At 67.2% G+C, this 16,955-nt stretch carries 12 protein-coding genes; 1 reads left to right on the top strand and 11 read right to left on the bottom strand.

Translation table 11 applies throughout. From position 1 onward, the window contains the following. Nucleotides 1-150: 150 nt before the first annotated feature. From O6X71_RS07690 to O6X71_RS07645, 10 genes are all read right to left on the bottom strand, one after another. Nucleotides 151-1,038 carry a hypothetical protein gene (locus O6X71_RS07690; RefSeq protein WP_353465312.1) on the bottom strand — a complete coding sequence of 296 codons (888 nt, stop codon included), beginning with the start codon at nucleotides 1,036-1,038 and terminating at the stop codon, nucleotides 151-153. A gap of 100 nt (nucleotides 1,039-1,138) precedes the next feature. Then, a complete protein-coding gene (locus O6X71_RS07685) occupies nucleotides 1,139-3,556 on the bottom strand; it encodes a WD40/YVTN/BNR-like repeat-containing protein (RefSeq protein WP_353465311.1) in 2,418 nt (805 codons plus the stop codon). 37 nt (nucleotides 3,557-3,593) lie between these two features. Continuing rightward, entirely contained in the window at nucleotides 3,594-4,454 is an 861-nt protein-coding gene (locus tag O6X71_RS07680; RefSeq protein WP_353465310.1) for a WecB/TagA/CpsF family glycosyltransferase, read from the bottom strand. Between the two features lie 75 nt (nucleotides 4,455-4,529). Then, nucleotides 4,530-6,131: a hypothetical protein gene (locus O6X71_RS07675; RefSeq protein ID WP_353465308.1), complete on the bottom strand. Its 1,602-nt coding sequence runs from the start codon at nucleotides 6,129-6,131 to the stop codon at nucleotides 4,530-4,532. Beyond that, the gene (locus O6X71_RS07670; protein ID WP_353465307.1) at nucleotides 6,131-7,501 is read right to left on the bottom strand and encodes an O-antigen ligase family protein; all 1,371 of its coding nucleotides are present in this window, start codon (nucleotides 7,499-7,501) and stop codon (nucleotides 6,131-6,133) included. The genes O6X71_RS07675 and O6X71_RS07670 overlap by 1 nt, the downstream gene beginning before the upstream one ends. A 9-nt stretch (nucleotides 7,502-7,510) precedes the next feature. Further along, entirely contained in the window at nucleotides 7,511-8,638 is a 1,128-nt protein-coding gene (locus O6X71_RS07665; protein WP_353465306.1) for a glycosyltransferase, read from the bottom strand. After that, nucleotides 8,635-9,804: a glycosyltransferase family 4 protein gene (locus O6X71_RS07660; RefSeq protein WP_353465305.1), complete on the bottom strand. Its 1,170-nt coding sequence runs from the start codon at nucleotides 9,802-9,804 to the stop codon at nucleotides 8,635-8,637. The genes O6X71_RS07665 and O6X71_RS07660 overlap by 4 nt, the downstream gene beginning before the upstream one ends. Further along, a complete protein-coding gene (locus O6X71_RS07655; protein WP_353465304.1) occupies nucleotides 9,801-11,138 on the bottom strand; it encodes an oligosaccharide flippase family protein in 1,338 nt (445 codons plus the stop codon). The genes O6X71_RS07660 and O6X71_RS07655 overlap by 4 nt, the downstream gene beginning before the upstream one ends. Beyond that, nucleotides 11,135-12,145 (bottom strand): glycosyltransferase, encoded by a 1,011-nt coding sequence (locus O6X71_RS07650; protein WP_353465303.1) that lies wholly within the window; start codon nucleotides 12,143-12,145, stop codon nucleotides 11,135-11,137. Before O6X71_RS07650 ends, O6X71_RS07655 begins: the two co-directional genes overlap by 4 nt. Beyond that, entirely contained in the window at nucleotides 12,142-13,314 is a 1,173-nt protein-coding gene (locus O6X71_RS07645) for a glycosyltransferase family 4 protein (RefSeq protein ID WP_353465301.1), read from the bottom strand. Before O6X71_RS07645 ends, O6X71_RS07650 begins: the two co-directional genes overlap by 4 nt. A 123-nt stretch (nucleotides 13,315-13,437) precedes the next feature. On the opposite strand from O6X71_RS07645, the gene O6X71_RS07640 reads away from it, so the two are divergent. After that, nucleotides 13,438-15,378, top strand: coding sequence for an acyltransferase family protein (locus tag O6X71_RS07640; RefSeq protein ID WP_353465300.1), 1,941 nt, complete (start codon nucleotides 13,438-13,440; stop codon nucleotides 15,376-15,378). Here O6X71_RS07640 and O6X71_RS07635 read toward each other — a convergent pair. Further along, the gene (locus O6X71_RS07635; protein WP_353465299.1) at nucleotides 15,362-16,843 is read right to left on the bottom strand and encodes an O-antigen ligase family protein; all 1,482 of its coding nucleotides are present in this window, start codon (nucleotides 16,841-16,843) and stop codon (nucleotides 15,362-15,364) included. The genes O6X71_RS07640 and O6X71_RS07635 overlap by 17 nt on opposite strands. Nucleotides 16,844-16,955 lie beyond the last annotated feature (112 nt).

Below are 16,955 nucleotides of genomic sequence, written 5' to 3'. Positions count from 1 at the left end.
TCTGCTTCTCGGTACTACTCCCCGGCTTTTCATAGACCGCGAACGTCCGCTTACCTCCCAATCAAGCCATCCACGGCGACAAAGGCCAAGAGATATGCGTCCGGTAGAACCGGAAGATCAACATCAATCGAAACTAGACTGGCGTTTTGCTTACCAACCATTTCCGTTCTGGCGCGATACCGAGCACGCGCCGGTTCGCTCGCCGTACATTTTGGACACACTGTCGTCTTCGGGCACTCGTACAGCATCATCGACATGTGGTTTTGCAGAAACAACCAAGTACGTCGTCTCCTCGGCAGACACCTGGTCCTGGCCGACGGATCCGCGCACCAAGGTCTTCATCCGCGCCCGGTGGTATAGACAGGATCGCTCGCCAGTGAGATTTCCGTGCTTGAACTTGAGCGTCATCGGTCCGCAACGACTGTCGGCACTGCGCGTTTTTTCGCCGTTCAACATCGCGCGCACCATCACCTCTAAAGACCCTTCGGGAATGCAGCGTTCCCATCGGATCTGAGACGAACGGCCGATCCCGCCGCTCTGCAGTTTCATGAACCGCCATTGGCCGCCGGTGGGCTTGTTCCTGTTTCCTTGGACCACGATGTCGGGCCCGCTGGCGGCGGACGTTGCCGCGGGCGCGCTGGTGGGCGCGAGGTTGGCCAACGTAGGTGTCGGCGTCGAGCGTAACCGCGTTGGCGACGGTGCTGCGTCTTCGGGGTCGGGCTCCGGTGGACGCCGTTGTCCCGATACGAACAGGTCGATGCTCGCGTCCATGCAGCGCTTGGCCGGGCGCGGCTCGCGATACCCCGCCGTTACGCACCGCCTCAGCACGGCGCACATGATGCGGTCGACCCTGGCATCGCCGCTGCTCACCGCGACATCGCAGCGGCGGAGATACGGGCCGTTGAGCGCGTAATCGAGCCGGACCAGCCGCATGCGTCGACCGACCACGACCACATCGTGGCTCGCGGCCACGTCTTGCATTCCGGAGGCCACCGTCGACAACGGGAGTATCGCCATCATGATCGCACCGATCCGCAAGCCAAACTCCTCCCCCGACTGACGTTGCTAGAGGCTGTGCCTCCGCGAGCCGATCTTCAACCGATAGTTCACCGAACGCTGTCCGACCAATGTCCTCCCATCAGCGAACCATCGAGCATTGCCGGTCCGCCAACGGCCGATAGCCGGAGGGTTTGCACGGAGCAGGTTCGCCCCAGATCCAGCTCGAGCCGACATAGCCGAGATAGACGCGGCCGAAGACGTCGGGATCGGCGCCGATCACACTGACCTGATCGAGTGAACCGACCGGGAAGTCGGTGAGCCGCTGCCAGCTCGCGGCGTTGTCGACAGAGCGCCATATCCCATACTCGCCGGTTACGCGCCCCGACAGGAACAGCGTCGGATAGGTCTTGCCCTTGGCCGCCTTGCCGAACGCGATGTCGTCGACGCGAGTGACACCGGGGACGACCTGCCAGGTCTTGCCGCCGTCGATGCTACGACGCAGGCCGGTATCGCTGGTGTGCTCGAACGCGGAGGTGAAGAACAGGTTGCCGGGGTGGCCGGGGACCGAACGGAGCTTTGCCGCGAGTTCGCTCGACGGCGCGAGTTCGCCGTCGAAGACCTTGTCCCAGCCCACGCCGCCATCGGTCGTCCGCCACAGGCCCTGAAGACCGGCGTTCGCGCCACCGCCGCTATGGTAGAGGTAGAAGGTGCCGGGGACGGCCTTGTCCGCGGTCAGCGTCTTGCGCTGCATCCACTGCGCCTGGAACGATCCGGGGGTATCGCCGCTCGCGCCGGGCAGGCGGACCGGGGTCCAGCTGCGGCCGCCGTCCTTGGTGTAATAGGGCTGGCGGTTGAACGCGGGTGCCCAGATGATGTTCTGCGGATCGCCGGAAGAGACCGCGATCGTCCCGAACGACATCCGCCAGGGATCGTCGTCCTTGGTGCCGGGGGGTGTCGGCAGCGTCGCGAACTTGGCCCATTTGCGGCCACCATCGGTGCTGGTGCCTGCCATCACCGCGTTGCCGTCCTCCGAACAGCACCCCATCCGTGCGTCGGACGCGTTGCTGACGACGAAGCCGGGTTTGGCCGGCGTCCAATCGAGTTGCGGGACGGTCATCAGCGCACGCTCCCCGGGGCCGAACGTGGTCGAATAGGCGTTGAGATCGTCCTTCACATGAATCCCGAAATCCCAGCCGGCAAAGATGGGCGAGCCACCGGTCGGCTGGATCACGTCGTTGGCGACGAGTTCTTCGATCCCCCGAGTCTGGCTGACCCAGTCGAGCGCCCCCGTGCCGGGCGGCACGTCGGCGTAGAACACTCCCATGCCCGCCGCGACCCAGACCCGGTTCGGGACGACGGGATCGAACATCATGTCCGCGGTCGTGAAGAACGGCGCGTTGGCGACGCGCAGCCAGGGGGGATCGCCTTCCCCGGCCTTCGCGCTGTGCGATACGCTGTTCCAGGTCGCGCCACCGTCTGTGCTGGCATAGCCCTGCCCGCCTCTATCCACGACGATCACCTGATCGGCATGCGGATTGGCGGCGACCGCGGCGTATTCGCGGACGGTCAGGCCGAGGTCCGCGGTGAGATCGCGCCAGCGGCCGTCGCGGTACGACCAGATCGACTTGGTGAGATCATCGACGCCGAAGAACGTGCCGCGGCGATCGAAAATGCCGCGCTGGAGCGTCAGAGGCTGCACCCCGACCGCCGGAAGTGGTCGGAACGTCGCGCCCGCATCGCTCGACACGAACATGCCCGCACCCGATGCGAGCGCGAACAGCCGCCCGGTCGGCTTGCCGCCGGCGGGTCGTTCGAACCACAGCATCGTGCCGGGTGTCTGCGCGCCCGCATCGGGCTTGCGATCCTTGCTGACCGGGACCGAGCCGACATGGGCCCACTGCGCGCCGCCATCGGTCGAGCGCCACAGCCCGGTCGCGGGGGTGCCGAGCAGGACGATATCCGGATTGGTCGGATCGACCGCCATGAACGGGCCGTGCAGGCGGAACTCGCTGTTCGCGTCCCACACCATCGGGAAGGGATTGCCGGCGTTGGGCTGGACCCAGTGCCTGCCGGTATCGTCCGAGCGATAGACCCGGCCCTGCAGCGCCATGTAGATGCGTTGCGCGCGCGAGGGGGCGACGACGATCTCGTACGCGCCCGCCGCGGCGCCGTTCTGCGTACGGATGCTGTCGGGCATCGACGCGGCGGTGACGAGCTGGCTCCAGCGGTTCGCCGACGCGTCCCAGATATATGCGCCATAGACGTCGGTGCGCGCGACGAAGGTCTTGCCCGACGCATCGCTCGACAGGCCGGAGATCATGCCGCCGCCGCCGATCGCGACGTGCTTCCACTGATAGGCCTCGGATGCGACCGGGCCACCCGCCTGCGACAAAGCGGGGGGCGCGGCGTGCGCCTGGTGATCGCCCCCGAACCAGAAGGCGGCGATCCCGGCGGCGAGCGCGAGCAGCATCACGACCCCCAAGATCCACGGCCAGCGACGGCGGCGGGGCTGGACGAAATCCTCGTAGCGGACGGTGCGGCGTACATGTGGTTCCATCGAACTCCCTGCCGATCCCGGCCCCGCGCGAGGGCTGTCAATCATGCGTTCTGGTTGCCAGATAGTAGATCGCGACCGGACTTGTCACGAGATAGCGCCAGCCGAGCCGCACCGGCTCGCGCGCGGCACGGTAGAGCCACTCCAGCCCGGTCGCCTGCATCCAGCACGGTGCGCGCGATACGCCGCCGCCATAATGATCGAACAGCCCGCCACAGGTCCGGATCCACGCGACCCCGCCGAGCAGGTGCCGGTTGTCGACCGCGAACCGCTCCTGCGCAGGGCTGCCCATGCCGATCCACAACACGTCGGCGCCGGACGCGCGGACCTTCGCGCAAATGTCCGGGATCGCGTCCGCCGAGAAGAACCCGTGGCGCGTGCCGACGACCTTCAGGCCGGGGAAACGACTGCGGAGATGTTGCGCGGCGCGGGCCGCGACGCCCGGTCGCGAACCGAGGAAGAAGAAGCGGATGTCGTCGCGCGCGGCGATGGTCGCCGCGTCGAGCAGGAAGTCGGTGGTGGCGATGCGCTCCTCGAGCGGCTCGCGACACAACAACCGGCTGGCGAACACCAGCGGCATGCCATCCGCATCGACGATGTCGGCGCCGTCGATAAGCCGTCGATACTCTTCGTCGCGGTTATAGGCGGCGATCACGCTGCCATTGGCCGAGGTGACGATGCGCGGTTCCGCCAGCATCCCGCCCCGCGCGCGCGCCGTGTCGGCCAGCATCAACGCCGCGAGTTCGTCGCGCCGCAGCCGGGCGATCTTCATGCCGCCAATCGTCGCGGTCCGCACGCGGCCGTCGTCGCCGACCGAGGCGTCGACGGCGTTCGGCGCAGTACTGTGATGATCGCGTTCGAACAGCGGTCGTCTCCCCGTCCAGATCTTACAAGACCGCAAACGTCTGACCTGTATTGAGGATGCTATGCGCGAGCCCACCAAGGCATGGCAAGCCCGAGACGGTAATTACAGACGTCACGGGGCCAGTCGATAGACGTCGTATACTTCATCGCCTGACGCAGTTCGAAGCGTCGCAAGCTTGGTCGTTGCCGTACGGAACTTGGCGATGTCGACCGGATCGAGGATCAGCGGCCCGAACGTGCCGCGATCGATCACTGCGCGCTGCCTTACATCGTCGAGCGACGCGGAGAGCAGGATCACGACCGGCCTGTGGGTTGCCGCAGCGAGGCGGCGTGCGGTGGCGAGCAGCCGGCCCGGGCTCATCGGCGCGGTTTCGGCCAGCGTCATCGGCACTAGCGACGTGAACCGATCGCGCCGCACGGACCAGGTCGGGTTCGCGCCGTAATAGGCGATGCTCTCGATCAGGAAGTCCGGATCCGCAATCACGACCGACTGGGAAAGCCCCTTGGCAGCGAGCAGATCGACGAGCGCCTTCGCCTCGCCCTGCGGCTGCGCCTTCGCCGCCTGGACGACGGCGCGCGCGGTCGCGGGAAGCTGTGCGGCTAGCAACGCGAGAAAGGCGATGCGGCCGATCCGCTCGGCGCGGCGGGCATATACCGTGTCGTGCCAGCCGCCAAACCCCCGCGCCGTCAGCCAGTGCAGCACGACGAAGAACACGAACAGCAGCGCGCCGTGGCGGTAGTGGCCGGGATAGACGAACACGAACAGCAGTTGCAGCCCAGCCAGCGCTGCGATCGCGGCGACCAGGGCGGCGGGGCGACGCGCAAAGGCGGCGACGCTGCCGGTGACGAGCATCGCCGCGAGGATCGTGACCGGCAGGCTGGCGTTGAAGTTGCCGAAGATCCGCTGGAACTCGACACCGGGTATGAGGTGGAGCAGCGTCTGGCCGAAACTCCGGTGCACGGCGGCGGGGGCGTCCTCGACCGACGGATAGACCGATACGAACGCAAGCAGGGCGCCCAAGCCGGCGACGATCATCGCGGTGAGCCATTGCCGCTTCGCCCGGCTCCAGCCCCACCCCTCGCGCGCGATCAAGTCGCCGAGCCAGAAGATTCCGAACGCACCGGCCAGCACGACTGAATGGACGTTGGCATTGCACAGCAGGAACAACAGGCCGCCGAGGATCAGCGGATGAGACCGGTCGCGTTTCCGAACTCCTGCATAGGCCCAGGCGGCGAGGAGCAGCAGCAGCATCGCGAGCCCGTAGTTCCGCGCCATCACGACATAGTCGAACGTCGCGAACCCGCCGAACAGCGTCAGGATCATCACCGGCATGGACAGGCGGGCGACGAATACGAGGATCGCCGCGGCAACGATGCCGATCGCCAACGCGAGGCCCGGCAGGACGAGTTTCGTCCCCAGCAGGTCGGTGCCGAACCGCAGGAGCACATGCCAGAGCAGTGGATGCCCGTAACCGCGCGCCGCCGCCGGCATGTCGAGGATCGACGCCCCTCGCGTCGCGAGGCTGAGCGCGCGGACCTCGTCGCGCCACATCACGTGATGCGCGACCAGGAACGCCACGACCGCGAGCCATATGATGAAGATCAGGAGGCGTAGCGGCCGATGGCATGCCGGCGGTCGAGCGGCGCCATCTTCAGCGGGAAACAGCCCGTCCACCAGCCCCCACAACCGCGCCGAACCGATCACGCGGGCCATCAGCGGCGCGACAGCCGGGCCGGCCTCCGCAACAAGCGCGTCATCCGCCCACGCAGCGCATGATGCGCGCCGGGGCTCGCATTGGACTCGCGATAGGTGATCGCCATCGCGATCAACAGAAAGACTTCGACGAGCGACGCGGTGTTCAGCAGCGTCGATTCGGCCAGATTATGCCCGGCGCAGAAAATGATGATCGCCACCAGCAGCGATCGCCGCGGCTTGCCGATCGACTGGCTGAGCAAAAGCCGCAGCAACGGCCAGATGATCATCACGACGATCGCCAACAGCATGCCGGGCAGGCCGATCGTGACGAGCAGATCGAGGAAGCCGTTATGTCCATGCGCGGCATAGACCGCGACCCAACCGTCGGTCAGCGTCCAGATCGGACTGTCCGGGCCGATCTGCCAGAACGAACTGAAGCCGGCGCCGGTCCAGAGATGCTCGCTTGCATACTCGAACAACAGCGGCCAGATCGCGCCGCGGCCGGTCAAGGCACCGGGATCGTTGACGAAATCGCTCAACGCCGTGAGGTTTACGAACAGGATCTGCAACGCCAGCCCGACGACCATCGCAAGACAGATCCCGACGGCAAAGCGATGACTGGCGTCATAGGGCCGGATCGCAAAACCCATCGCCAGCGCGAGGACGAGCGACAATTCCGACGTGCTCGAATGCGTATAATACAGGAAGATCGTTGCCGCCGCGATCACCAGCGCGGAAACGATTCGCGGAAACTGCCGGTTGTCGAACGTAAAGAACAGCACGGTGAACGCGCATGCCGCACCCGCAACGTTCTTGTGGGGGATGATCCCGCGCCAGTCGCCGACCACCGACGATTCCTCGCCGAACACCTCCGAATGGATGCCGTACGGCGTCAGGAACACCATCAGGTAATTGACGATCAGCACTGCGACCAGGACGTAGCGGATGAGCTTCAGTGCGCGTTCGGGTCCGAGATCGTTGATCTGCCGGAACGTCACCCAGACCACGAGCGCGGTCAGCGAAATACGCCGGAACGAGATAAACGGCGCGATCGCCCAGGTTACCGAGAAGAAGCAATAGGCAAGCAACAGCGCGAGTCCGAGAGGGACGCAGAACAGCTCGCGCTTGCTAAGCATGCCGCTGCCGGCGAGCAGCATCACGAAGATCACGACGTGCAGCGCCTGGTTCACGCCATCGCCCTTGCCGACCGCGCCGCGGAACGCCCATTCCTGGAACCCGGACGTGCCGACCAGCACCAGTGCAAGGAACACCACGAAACAGGCATTGGCGATGGCGTAGCGCCGACGCGTACGCAGGCGCGTCTCGCGTTGCCTTGGCGTGATCGGACCCGATGCGGGTCGTCGCGCTACGTTGATCGCCGTCGCCATGACCTGTTCCTATCGCGCCGGTGCGGCGGGAGCCAGTACCGCCTCGTACCGATCCAGCATTCGCGCGTTCGACGCTTCGGCGCCGAGCCGCGCGGCGAGATCCGCCCAGTGCGACCGGCGTGCGGGATCGTCCTGCAATCCCTGGAGCGCGGTCGCCAGTGAAGCCGGATCCTCGAGTGGCACGACGATCCCGCACCGCGTTCCGTCGCGTGCGGTGATGCCCTCGACCTGCACCGGCACGTCCGACACGACCAGCGGCAGGCCTAGCCGCGCGGCCTCGATCAGCGCGAGGCTGTGCCCTTCGTAGCGGCTGACCTGGACGAAGACGTCGGCGGACGCAGCCTTGGCGAGCGCGGCGTCGCGCGGGATCAGGCCGGCGAACGTCACGCGGTCGCCGAGGCCAAGGTCCGCGACGAGCGCGCGCAACGCCGCCTCGTCCTCGCCGCCGCCGACGATCTCCAGATCCGCGCCCGGCACTTCAGCCATCGCGCGGATCAGCATCGGATAATTCTTCTGGTAGGACAGCCGCCCCAGCGCGACGACGCGCAACCGATCGCCCCCCGCCTTTGCCCGAGGCAAGGCATCGAGGATCCGTTCGACCCGCTCCGACAGCGCGTTGTGGATCGTGAGCGTCCGCGCGCGATAGGTGGCAGGCTTGTGCGCCAGCGTCGCGCCGACCGCGTCCGACACGCTGATGATCCCGGCGACACACGGCAAACTGCCGGTCCAGCCGTCGATCCGGTCGAGCAGGCGGTTATGCGTATCGGTCGGCGAGTGATGCGACAGGAACACGCGCGTCTGCACGCGCGCGATCGTCACCGCGAGCGGGAGCAGCACGTTGGCGGCAGGCATCGCCGACACGACCGCGGCGGGTCGCTCGCGGCGCAGATAGCGGACCAGCGCCGCGAACGTGCGGACGGCGCCAAGCACCGATCGCGGGCGGGCGTCGGCGACGTGGTGCCAGACCGCCATGTCGACGCCTTCGCCATCCGCGTCGGCCGGCGGATAGAGGACGAAGCGCTTCACCGGATGGCCGCGTGCGATCAGTCCCTCGGCGATGTCGTCCCAGAGTTCGCGCAAGCCCCCGGCCGTCGAATGCGTCATCGTAAAGTGGATCGCACCGGTTCGAGCCGTCATGCCGGCCCATCCAGTGCCGCGACGGTGTGCGCCGACAGCCACTCTCGATCCTTGGCATCGTCGCGCACCCAGCGATCGATCATCTCGCCCCATTTGACCGGGTTCTGCATCCGGTGCCACGCCGCTGCCGACCCTTGCGACACCCGCGCATACAGGTCCGGATCGGTCATCAGCCGCGCGATCGCATCGGCCAGCGCGCGCGGCTTGCCGGCTACGAACACCAGCGCGCTCACACCGTCCTCCAGATGCCCGTCGAACATCGGATGGTCCGACGCGATCACCGGCGTGCGCGAGGCAAGCCCCTCGAACAGCGTCAGCGGCAGGCCTTCGGGGAAATTGTGACGGCTGGGAACGATCACCGCATCGGCGTCTTGCATCATCGCCGGGATCGCACCGTTTGGGACGAGCCCGAGGAACCGGACACGGTCCGCAACGCCGAGGCGTGTCGCGAGCGCTGCGGATTTCTCGATTGTTCCCAGACCTGCGACGTCGAGCCGGACATCGAGGCGGTCCTTCAGCAACGTCACCGCGCGGACCAGGTCGCCGACGCCCTTCTTCGCGCTGATCGAGCCTACGAACAGCAGCGTGAAGGGCGGTCCCGACGCATGCGACTTGCTGGTCTGCGCCTCGGGCGTGCGATCGTGCGGGAAATCCCATGCCAGCACTTTGTCCGCACGCACCCCGATCCCGACCAGCGCCTGCGCGGCATTGGCGCCGTGATTGGCGACCAGCGTCACGCGGCGATCGTTGAGCAGCTTCGGCAGCCGCCGGAACCGAACCCAGCGATAATAGGGATTGGCGAACGAATCGGCCATGATCACGCCCAGCCGGACGTCGTGCTCGATCCCCCAGCGGATTAGCGGCAGCATCGGCCCGAACACGATCAGGTGAGTCGGCGCGAACCGCTCGATCAACGCCAGCACCGGTGCGGGATCCTGGTCCGGGTTGGTGTCCGCGCCGATCACCGTCACACCGCTGTCGAGCGTCTCCCAATAGGACGGCGCGAGCGAACACAGGAACCCGACCGCCTCGTGCTTTGCCTGCCACGCGGCGAGCTGGTCGAGGACATAGCCGTGGCCGTAATAGGTCTCGCCACCGGTGGCGCGGCGCAGGCGATCGGCCTCCCGGTAGTCGCCGGCATAATGGACGATCAGCAGGCGGGTCATCCGATCCTCCCAAGGCCCGCCAGCGGCGTGCCGAGCCCGAGTTGCCAACGTGCCGCCAGCATCACCGCGAATACCGCGCAGGCCACCCCGATCGCGAGCGCGTCCTGCCGCCAGAAGCTCATCCGCACGCGGTGCAGGCCGACCGCGATATAGCCATATTGCAGCAGCTCGGTGACCGCGACCGCGACGACCGCGCCGGGAAAGCCCGCGAGCCGGTGGCCGGTCGGCAGCAACACGGCGAGCGTGACCAGCCGCATCACGTTGGCGACGCTCGCATAGAAGGGCCGGCCCGCGCTGAGCAGCAACGCCTCGTTGAGGTTGGACAATACGGCGAACACCGCGCCGCCGAGCAGCACCGACAGCATCCAGCTCGCCGCCTGGTAGCGCGGGTCGTAGATCACCAGGATCAGGCCATCCGCGATCGACGCCGCCAGCGCCAGCGCGGCACAGACGCCGAGCGTGAATACCGCACGCGAGCCGGCGATCGCCGCCATCTGCCCCGCCCGGTCGCCTTCGGAAACGCTGGCAAGTGCGGGGAAGATGATCTGATAGCTCATCCGCCGCGCAAGCGTGGTCGGCAGCTCGGCGATCGCGCGCGCGATGCCGTAGATGCCGAGCAACGCGAGCGGCGCGACCCGGCCGAGATACAGCCGGTCGAGATTGGTCGCGGCGTACATCACCAGCGAGGTGATCGCGATCCACTTGCCGAAATGGATGATCCGTCGGACCACGTCGCGGTCGAAGCGGAGGCGCTGGCCGGGGTCGGGCAGCAGGTAGCTCAGCGCCGAGCGGATCGCGACCGCGAGGACGAGGCCGATGACCGGCGCCCAGACCGAGCGCAGCCACGCCGCCAGCGCGACCTGCACCGCGAACGCCAGCGCCTCGCACGACAATTCGAACAGGTTGCGGCGGCGGACCTCCATCTGCTTGACCAGCACGAAGATCGCGGTCGAGTGCGCGCCACCGATCATCGGCGACAGCGCCGCGACCAGGAAGATGCGGACGTCGATACCATAAGCGTGCGCGAGGTACGGCGCGGCGATCAGGAAGACCAGGCTCAACAGCACGCCACGCAGCAGTTGCAGCGTCCAGGCGGTGTCGCGGAACTGCCGGTCGAGCCCGTCGCGGTGGTGGATGATATTCTGCTCGATCCCGACATCGGTCAGCAGCTCGACGCCGAGGCGGATCGCGTTGACGACCACCATGACGCCCAGGATCTCCGGCGCGAGCAGGTAGGCGAGGACGATGTTGAGCCCGAACTTCAGCCCGGCGGACACGACGAAGGTGCCCGCGGTCCAGACGAACTTGCCGAGATAGCCGGACGCGGTGCTCATCGCCCCGGCGCGGACAGGTCGCGCGCGGCAACCGGCGCATCGGCGGGGCGGCGCGCGCGGACGAGGCCCTGGAGCATGCCGATCGCGATCACGTTCCACGTCACCAGCGAGTAGATCCCGACCCGCAGGCTCCGGCGGCGCATCGTCAGGAACGCCAAGGGCAGCAGCACGACCGCCAGCAAGGCGATCCCCTGCCCCATCGCCAGCGCGACGAGCATCGCCAGCCACCAGCCATAGACGATCACGCTGTAGCGCAACTGGGCGAACCCGCGCAGGACCTGCGACCAGTGCGGCCGCCCCCAGGCGGCGCGGATCACTTCGCCCGGGCCGCCGGCATAGCCGGTGCGCAACCGGCGCCACATCAGCTGGTAGCCGCCGGTCGCGTGGCCGTGATGCTCGACCGCGGGCACGTCGATCCGCGCCAGTCGCCAGCCGTCCGCGCGCAACCGGGCGCCGAGCTCATATTCCTCGAACGCGTGGAGGTTGCGGTCGGCGAAATGCCCGACGCGCTGCACCGCGGCGACGCGGTACAACCCGCCGCAATCGAGCCGGTCGACATCGCCCGCCACCGCGCTCCCCTTCACGCGATCGTTGCGGGCGCGTAGTTCGAATTCGATGCTGTCGGTGTTGACCTCGCGCACCCGGCCACCGACCGCGGCGTGGCGGGGGTTTGCCTCGAGGAACGCGATGCCCGCTTCGAGGAAGTGCGGGTCGAGGACCATGTCGCCGTCGAGCAGGTAGAAATACCGGACGCCGGGGGTCTCGGATGCGGCCTGGAACGCGAGTTGTGCCCCCGTGCCGCAAGACCGCTCGGCAGGATCGGCAAGTTGCGCGATCCGCGTGCCGGGATGTGCCTGCGCCAACGCTATCGTGGCGTCGGACGACCCGCTGTCCGCGAGCACGACCTGCCCGCCGCCGACGCGGTCGAGCGCGGCGCGCGCGCTGCCGATCGCGGCGTCGATATGCGCCGCCTCGTTCAGCGCCTTGATCCCGATTGCGACCGTCACTCTGCCCCCGTATCCCCACGCGAGCGATAGCGTGCCAGATACGCGGACGCCATCGCCTCCGGACTGAAGCTACGGGCGAGGTCTGCGCCGTAGCGTGCCGCGGTGACGCGTGCGGCCGTCGGAGCGTCGATCACCGCCGCCAGTTGCGCACCGATCCCCGCGACGTCGTCGACCGCGGCCTTGAACGGATAATCGGCCGGGATCGCCTCATCGAGGCCCGGCGCATCGGTCGTCACCAGCGCGATGCCGGCCATCAGCACCTCGAGCGGGAGCAGCGCGAACCCTTCGAACCGTGACGGCAGCAGCACCGCGTCATACTCCTGCAGGCGTTCGGACAGGCGCTCGATCGGCACAGTCATCCGAACGTCCCAGCCCTGCAGGCCCTCCGCTAATCCTTGCGCCACCGAGTCTCGCATTGCGCCGGAGCCGGCGATCGTCACCGCTACGTCGCGGCGGGTCGTGCGGGCATGAGCCTCTCGGAGGATAGCAGGCAACAGGTCGGCGCCCTTCTGGTGAACGAGCCTCCCCGCGAACAGCAGTCTGACCGGCCCCGCGGCCCTCTCGATCGGAGAAGCCGCCGGTGGCGACACGCCGTTGTAGATGACGTCGGCGAGCGGTCGGCGGCCGCGCGTGACGATCGCCGCGTCAGCGTTGGCGGCATTGCGTGACACCGCCACCGCGTCGCCCTTGGCGAAGCGCTGCGTCACCCACCGGCCGATGCCGCCCCACGCGATCCACAACTCACTGTTATGGACAGTGCGCAGCAACGGCGTGCGACGGACGCGCCGCGAGATCAGACCCGCCACCGCCAGCGTCAGTTCCGGAATCTCGGTATGGACATGGATCAGGTCGGGCCGCTGCTCGGTCACCGCGCGGGCGAGCGACCGCGCCGCGAAGACCACGCCGCCCGACTTGAACCCGCGCTCCGTGCCGAACCGGAACGGCACGTGCCAGCGCGCCAGCCGCTCGGCCATGTCCTGCCCGACTTTGCTCAGCGGCGACTGGCGCAGCACGGCGAACAAGGAGAAGTCGACCCGGTCGCGCAAGGCGTCGATCAACCCCAGCGCGACGTTCTCGGCACCGCCCATGTCGAGATGCGTGATGACGTGCATCACCCGAAGGCGCGGCGCATCCGCCGCTTGCGAAGGCTCGTCGTTCGTACCCGTCACCAGATGATCCGCCCCCCGCCGCCGTCTGCGCGTAGCAACGCCCGGCAGGCGCGTCCATGCCGGCCCTAGCAGCATGCCGCCACCCGCTATAGACCGACGGCGCAAGTGGGGGCGTCGGTACAAGTGAGCGAGAGCATAGCGACAGGATCGGCCGCGACCGCAGGCACGCGAACGTCGGCGCCGCAGGACGGACGCGCGCTTCGCTACCGGCCGGATATCGACGGGTTGCGGGCGCTCGCGATCCTGCCGATCCTGCTGCTGCACTGCGGCGTGACGAAGTTGCGGGGCGGGTTCGTCGGGGTCGACATCTTCTTCGTGATATCCGGCTTCCTGATCACCGCGATCATGGTGCGCGACATCGCCGAGGCGCGCTTCTCGATCGCGCGCTTCTATCGCCACCGGATCGTCCGCATCCTGCCGGCGCTGCTCGTGATGATGACCGTCACGCTCGCACTCGGCTGCGTGCTCCTGCTGCCCAACCAGTTGCGCGATCTCGGACGGAGCGCGGCGGCGACCAGCGTGTTCGGGTCGAACGTCTATTTCTACCTGACGTCGGACTATTTCGCGGCGGCGTCCGACGCCAAGCCGCTCGTCCATACCTGGTCGCTGGCGGTGGAAGAGCAATTCTATCTGCTCTACCCTGTGTTGCTCTGGTCTCTCCGTGGGCTGTCGCGCCAACGTCTCGCGGAGGTGATCGCCGGCCTCGCACTTGTCTCGTTCGCGATCGGCGGGTGGCTGGCGACGACCTACCCTTCCGCCGCGTTCTTCCTGCTGCCCGCGCGAATCTGGGAATTGTCGCTTGGCGCGCTGGTCGCGCTCGGTGCCGTACCGACGATCGCGAACCGATCGATCCGAGCGACCCTGTGCATCCTCGCCATCGCAGTGATCGCCGCGAGCTGCATCGCGATCAGCAGCGGCTGGCCGTTTCCCGTGCCCTTCGCGCTGCCGCCCGCGGTCGCTGCCGCGGTGCTGCTGGCGTATGGCGGCGAGGGCCCGACGGCACGACTGCTCGGGGCATGGCCGCTGCGGACGGTCGGACTGATCTCCTATTCGGCGTATCTCTGGCATCGTCCGATCATCGCCTTCTACCAGATCCGCCACGGCTCGACGCTCGCGCCGGTCGAGACGGTCGGACTGCTCTGCGCATCGCTTGGCGCAGCTTGGCTGAGCTTTGCGCTGATCGAGCGTCCGGCGAGCCGGCGCTGGCGCAGCGGATCGGGGCTCGTCCCGCATGCCGTCGCGGTCGTGCTGCTCGCGGCGATGGCGATCACCGGGCTGACGATCGCCGCCAAGGCCGACGACATCCGCCCACTCTCGCCGCGCCAAGCACTTGCCGCCAGTTATCTCGGCTGGGACTCGACGGACGCGGGCAAACGGCAATTCAGTACGGATCGCTGCTTCGTCCTGCCGACCGGTCGCCGCTTCTCGCCCGATTGCCTGCGGTTGTCGGTGACCAAGCCCAACATCGCGCTGTTCGGCGACAGCCACGGCGCGCACTTCTCGCAGGCGCTGCACACGCTGCTGCCGGGCGCGAACATCGTGCAGGTGACCGCGGCGGGCTGTCGGCCACTACTGCACGGGAAGGGCTTGCCGACCTGTCGCACTACTATGGACGCCGCGTTCGACACGCTGGATTTCAAGCGGATCGACACGGTCATCCTTTCCGCACGTTGGCTCGACTTCGAACAGCCGGCGTTGCTCGACACGATCCGCTGGCTACGGGCGCGAGGAACGCGGGTCCTGGTGATCGGCCCGTCGGTCGAATACGACGCGGACCTGCCCGCCTTGATCGTGCGATCGGACGCGGACGGCGACTCGACGCTCGCGGACGAGTTCCGCCTGTCCGACCGTATCGCGCTCGATCGCGCGATGGCGGGGCCGGTCCGCGCAGCGGGCGCCGACTACGCCTCGGCCATCGACACCGAGTGCACCGGGGCGACCTGCCGCCTGACCACCGCCGATGGCACGCCGCTACACTTCGATCATTCGCACTTCACGCCCGCCGGCGCTCAGGCTGCGCTGGCGGCGATCCTCGCACGTCACCCGGTCATTCGCCAGCGGTAAGCACCGGGCGATGCTTGCGCTTGCGGCGGCGCAGTTCGCGCATCACGTCGTCGCCCGCCTGCTTCACCGGTGCGGTCCGCTTGTCGTCCATCGTGCAATAATGCGCGAGCGCGACCGCGAAGAAGAAGATCGTGCTGACGATGCCGTCGCGCTCGAACAGGCCGCTCTCGGTGATGTTGTGGCCGATACAGAACATCAGCATCGCCGAGACCAGCGCACCCCGCCCCTTCGCGACGTCCTCGCTCGCGAGCAGTTTCGCGAGCGGCCAGACCGCCATCGCGAAGACCATCAGCAGCAGGCCGGGAATACCGACCGTCACGAGCTGGTCGATATACCCCGAATGGCCGACGGTGATCTTGGTGACATAGCCCTGGCCATATTCGAAGACCGGGCTGTTGGCCTCGATGTTCCAGAACGACCCGAAGCCCGCGCCGAGTAGAGGATGATCGCTGGCATAGTTCAGCAGCGCTCCCCAGATCTGACCGCGGCCGGTAAATGCCTTCGGCTGGAGGAAATTGGACTGGACCATGTCGGCATAGGCGCTGGTCAGGAACCAGAAAACCGATCCGACGATCATCAGGATCGGAATGATGTAGCGACGCAGGCGAATGCTGACCGTCTCGAATACGATGCCGCCGACCGAGGCGAGCACCACCATGCCGCCCGAGGTCTTCGACTGCGACTTGAACAGGAAATACCCGGCCACAAGGATCGCGAAAATGCGGATCGTCGGTCGTATCCGCTTGGCATCGAACAGGAACATGATGATGCACAACGCACACACCGCGCCCGCAAAATTCTTGTGCCCGAGGAAGCCGCGCCAGTTGCCGAGCAGCGCGGTCGCCATGTCTTCGCCGCCCGTGTGCACGCCGACCACGGGGTCCAACACGACGACCAGATAGGAAATCAGGATCGTGGCGAGCAGCGCGTAGCGGAGCAGGTCGACGTTCAATTGATACCCGCCATGCCGAACGAGGCTGAACACCATCCAAGCGACCAGCGTCGTCAGGAACACGCGCCGGAATGCGGTGCCCGGATCGAGCGCCCAGGATATGCTGATCCAGCACCATGCGAGCGCCAGCAGCATCGGCCAGGTGAACGCGACCACCGACTTCGGACTCGCCGAGGGACGGATCGCGAAGATCGTGCCGGCCAGGATCGCAAGATAGCCGATCTGTCGTACGGCGTTCCCGTCGCCGCCATTGCCGCCCTCGACGTTGGTCATGATCGGACCGAGCATCACCAGGGAAATCAGTGCGATGATCGCGATCCGCAGCGGCATCAGGCGATCGCCGACGCTTCTCAGCACCTGCGCTTCGTCATCCGCATTGCCCTTGCCGAGCTTAGCCAACCAGTCGCTGCCCGAATAGGAACCCGGCTTCGAAAGCGCCTTCGCGGTCCCGCCCATGCCGTCGGATCGGTTCGCGCGTTCGGATCGGTTCGCGCCGTCGGGACCTGAAAGCATGCGGAAACTCTCTCGATAGGATGCATCGCAGCTACGACGCGTGCCGAACAGGTTGCGCGATAGCTAACGACGCGGCCGACGATACGCACGCGACCGTCACCTGAGTTCTATC

The sequence above is a fragment of the Sphingomonas faeni genome, from assembly GCF_040407505.1.
GTDB lineage: Bacteria > Pseudomonadota > Alphaproteobacteria > Sphingomonadales > Sphingomonadaceae > Sphingomonas > Sphingomonas faeni_E.
This window is presented reverse-complemented; position numbering and strand designations above follow the sequence as displayed.